Annotated in this window: 4 protein-coding genes; 2 read left to right on the top strand and 2 right to left on the bottom strand. The window is 72.2% G+C overall.

Going from position 1 to position 3,505, the window contains the following annotated elements; translation table 11 throughout:
• Both H5J33_RS27790 and H5J33_RS27785 read right to left on the bottom strand, forming a co-directional pair.
• On the bottom strand, positions 1-1,010 hold a 1,010-nt coding region (locus tag H5J33_RS27790), incomplete at its 3' end, for a MoxR family ATPase (protein ID WP_181797585.1).
• Positions 1,011-1,266: 256 nt separating this feature from the next.
• A complete protein-coding gene (locus H5J33_RS27785) occupies positions 1,267-1,815 on the bottom strand; it encodes a carbonic anhydrase (RefSeq protein WP_181797583.1) in 549 nt (182 codons plus the stop codon).
• Positions 1,816-2,166: 351 nt separating this feature from the next.
• Here H5J33_RS27785 and rsmH point away from each other — a divergent pair, with 351 nt between their 5' ends.
• A complete protein-coding gene (gene rsmH, locus H5J33_RS27780; protein ID WP_181797582.1) occupies positions 2,167-3,123 on the top strand; it encodes a 16S rRNA (cytosine(1402)-N(4))-methyltransferase RsmH in 957 nt (318 codons plus the stop codon).
• Between the two features lie 64 nt (positions 3,124-3,187).
• A partial coding sequence (locus H5J33_RS27775; RefSeq protein WP_181797581.1) for a septum formation initiator family protein occupies positions 3,188-3,505 on the top strand: 318 nt, incomplete at its 3' end.

Genomic DNA, 3,505 nt, shown 5'->3' with positions numbered 1-3,505 from the left:
GCCGGGACGGTCCGGCCGAGATCACCGAGTCCGCCGGGCCGGCCGGGTGCCGCCGGCACCGGGGTGTGCTGGAGGATCTCCAGCACCACCTGTTCGGCCGTGCGGCGGTTGAGCTGGGCCTGCGCGGTAGGCAGCAGACGGTGGGCGAGGACGGGGACGGCGAGCGCCTGCACGTCGTCCGGCAGCGCGTACTCCCGGCCGGCCAGGGCCGCGGTGGCCTTGGCCGCGCGCAGCAGGTGCAGCGTCGCGCGCGGGGAGGCGCCGAGTCTCAGGTCGGGGTGGGTTCGGGTGGCGGCGACCAGCTCGACCGCGTACCGCCGGACCGGCTCGGCGACGTGCACGCCGCGGACCGCCTCGACCAGCTTCACGATGTCGTGCGCGTGCGCCACCGGCTGGAGGTCCTCCAGGGGGCTGACCCCGCCGTGCACGTCGAGCATCCGCAGCTCGGACTCCACGCTCGGATAGCCGACGGAGACACGGGCCATGAATCGGTCGCGCTGGGCCTCGGGCAGCGGATAGGTGCCCTCCATCTCCACCGGGTTCTGGGTGGCCACCACCATGAAGGGGCTGGGCAGTTCGTACGTCTGCCCGTCGATGGTGACCTGCCGCTCCTCCATGGACTCCAGCAGCGCCGACTGGGTCTTGGGCGAGGCGCGGTTGATCTCGTCGCCGATCACTATCTGGGCGAAGATGGCGCCCGGCTTGAACTCGAAGTCCCGGCGCTGCTGGTCCCAGATCGACACACCCGTGATGTCCGAGGGCAGCAGGTCGGGAGTGAACTGGATGCGCCGCACCGAGCAGTCGATGGACCGCGCCAGCGCCTTGGCGAGCATCGTCTTGCCCACCCCGGGGACGTCCTCGATCAGCAGATGGCCCTCGGCGAGCAGCACGGTCAGCGCGAGCCGTACGACCTCGGGCTTGCCCTCGATCACGCCCTCCACCGAACCGCGCACCCGTTCCACCGTGGCGGTCACATCAGTGAGGCTCGCTCGATCGTCATAGGTCGTCACCCGGCCCTCCTCGGCCCTTTTTTCTGCCGGCCGACGCTGTCACTGCGCGACCGGCCCACCCCGGAACACGGACACCACGCGGAAAAGGTTCCGCACGGTGCCACACCCCGCATTCTCGCTGCCGTTACCGATTCGTGTCACCGCCTGTGGACAACTGCCCCCGGCGCTGCCGGTCATACGACTTGTCCGACCGCGTTCTCGACGTCGTCGGCGCGGGGGCGGGACCTGTCCCGGGCGGCCGGCCGGGACGTCCCGGTCAGGCCGGGTCGACCTCGCGCAGCCGGCCGGTGCGCACGTCGAAGACGAAGCCGCGCACGTCGTCGGTGTGCGGCAGGAAGGGCGAGGTGCGCACCCGCCGCATGGACTGGCGCACGTCCTGGTCCACGTCCCGGAAGGACTCCACCGCCCAGGCCGGCCGCTGCCCGACCTCCATCTCCAGCTCGGAACGGAAGTCCTCGGTCAGGGACTCCATACCGCAGTCGGTGTGGTGGATCAGCACGACGCTGCGGGTGCCGAGCTTGCGCTGGCTGATGGTCAGCGACCGGATCACGTCGTCGGTGACCACGCCGCCCGCGTTGCGGATGGTGTGACAGTCGCCGAGCTCCAGGCCGAGGGCCCGGTGGAGGTCGAGCCGGGCGTCCATGCAGGCGACCACGGCGACACGCAGGACGGGACGGGCGTCCATGCCCGGATCCGTGAAGGCCTCGGCGTAGCGGCGGTTGGCCGTCACGAGGCGGTCGGTCACACCGCCGCCGGGCGGTATGGCGCCTTCGGACCCGGCATTCGCCGCTGCGGGAGTCGTCATGACGACGACGTTACTGGTCACGTGCCGTTCCGGCCTGCCGAGAGAGGGGACAAAGAACGCCATCGCGGCTTGTTGTGAGCGACCCCACAGCGCGGGGGAGATGCCCCGAACGGGTGGACCGGCGCCGCTGCGGGTTCCCGCGGGGCCGCCGTGCGCGACGCGCAGGCCGGTTGATTGACCCGGGGACGGCGTGGACTAAAGTGACGCGGAAGCGGGAGACGAGTCTCTCCCCGCTGGTGAAACCCCCGGAGACCCCGGCACCGCCCGGATCCGTCTCCCCGCGCGCGCGGCGCGTACGTACGGCTCGGGGGACCGACGGTGCGTACGGCCCGCCGGAACTGAGAGGCCCCCTTGAGCCAGAGTCGACACGTCCCGGTGATGCTCCAGCGGTGCCTGGACCTGCTGGCGCCCGCCCTGGAGCGCCCCGGTGCCGTGGTCGTCGACTGCACCCTCGGCCTCGGCGGGCACAGCGAGGCGCTGCTGACCCGGTTCCCCGGCGCCCGGCTGATCGGCCTGGACCGGGACAGGGAGGCGCTGCGGCTGTCCGGCGAGCGGCTGGCGCCCTTCGGCGACCGCGCCACCCTGGTGCACGCCGTGTACGACGAACTGCCCGACGTCCTCGGCCGGCTCGGCATCGCGCGCGTCCAGGGCGTGCTGTTCGACCTCGGGGTCTCCTCCATGCAGCTCGACGAGGCCGGCCGCGGGTTCGCCTACGCGCAGGACGCGCCGCTGGACATGCGCATGGACCAGACGACCGGCATCAGCGCCGCCGAGGTCCTCAACACCTACCCGGCCGGCGAACTCGTGCGCATCCTGCGCGCGTACGGCGAGGAGAAGCAGGCCAAGCGGATCGTCGCCGCGATCGTGCGGGAGCGGGAGAAGGAGCCGTTCAGCACCAGCGCGCGGCTCGTGGAACTGATCCGGGACGCCCTGCCGCAGGCCGCCAAGCGCACCGGCGGCAACCCCGCCAAGCGCACCTTCCAGGCGCTGCGCATCGAGGTCAACGGCGAGCTGTCCGTGCTGGAGCGGGCGATCCCGGCGGCCGTGAAGGCCCTCGACGTCGGCGGGCGCATCGCCGTGCTGTCGTACCACTCGCTCGAAGACCGGCTCGTCAAGCACGTGTTCGCGGCCGGGGCGGCCTCCACCGCGCCGCCCGGACTGCCGGTCGTGCCCGAGCGCTACCAGCCGCGGCTCAAGCTGCTCACCCGTGGTGCCGAACTTCCCACCGAGGAGGAGATCGCGGAGAACCGCCGGGCGGCACCGGCCAGGCTGCGGGGTGCCGAGCGCATCAGGGAGGACGTGGAGTGAGCCAGACGGGTCGGAGGGTCTCCTTCGCGCACCGGGGGAGCGGCATCCCCGTACCGGGGGAGCGGTGAGCAGGAAACCAGAGCTGAGGGGGAGGGCCGCGCGGCTGGCCCGGCTCTTCCCGGCCGGCCGCGCCCAGGCTGCCCGCACCCCGTTCGTACTCCTCGTCGTCGTGCTGCTCGGCGGCGGTCTCATCGGGCTGCTGGTGCTGAACTCCGCTCTCAGCGAAGGCTCGTTCAAACTCGCCGACCTGCAGAAGCGGACGAAGAACCTCACCGACGAGGAGCAGGCCCTCCAGCGGGACATCGACGCCTACTCGGCCCCCGACGCCCTCCAGCGGCGCGCCCGCGAACTCGGCATGGTCCCCGGCGGCGACCCCGCCTTC

The sequence above is a fragment of the Streptomyces sp. WELS2 genome (genome assembly GCF_013870595.1).
Lineage (GTDB): Bacteria > Actinomycetota > Actinomycetes > Streptomycetales > Streptomycetaceae > Streptomyces.
This window is presented reverse-complemented; position numbering and strand designations above follow the sequence as displayed.

Coding starts and splice junctions, on each gene's coding strand:
- H5J33_RS27785 (WP_181797583.1), bottom strand. CDS start 1,815: ATGACGACTCCCGCAGCGGCGAATGCCGGGTCCGAAGGCGCCATACCG.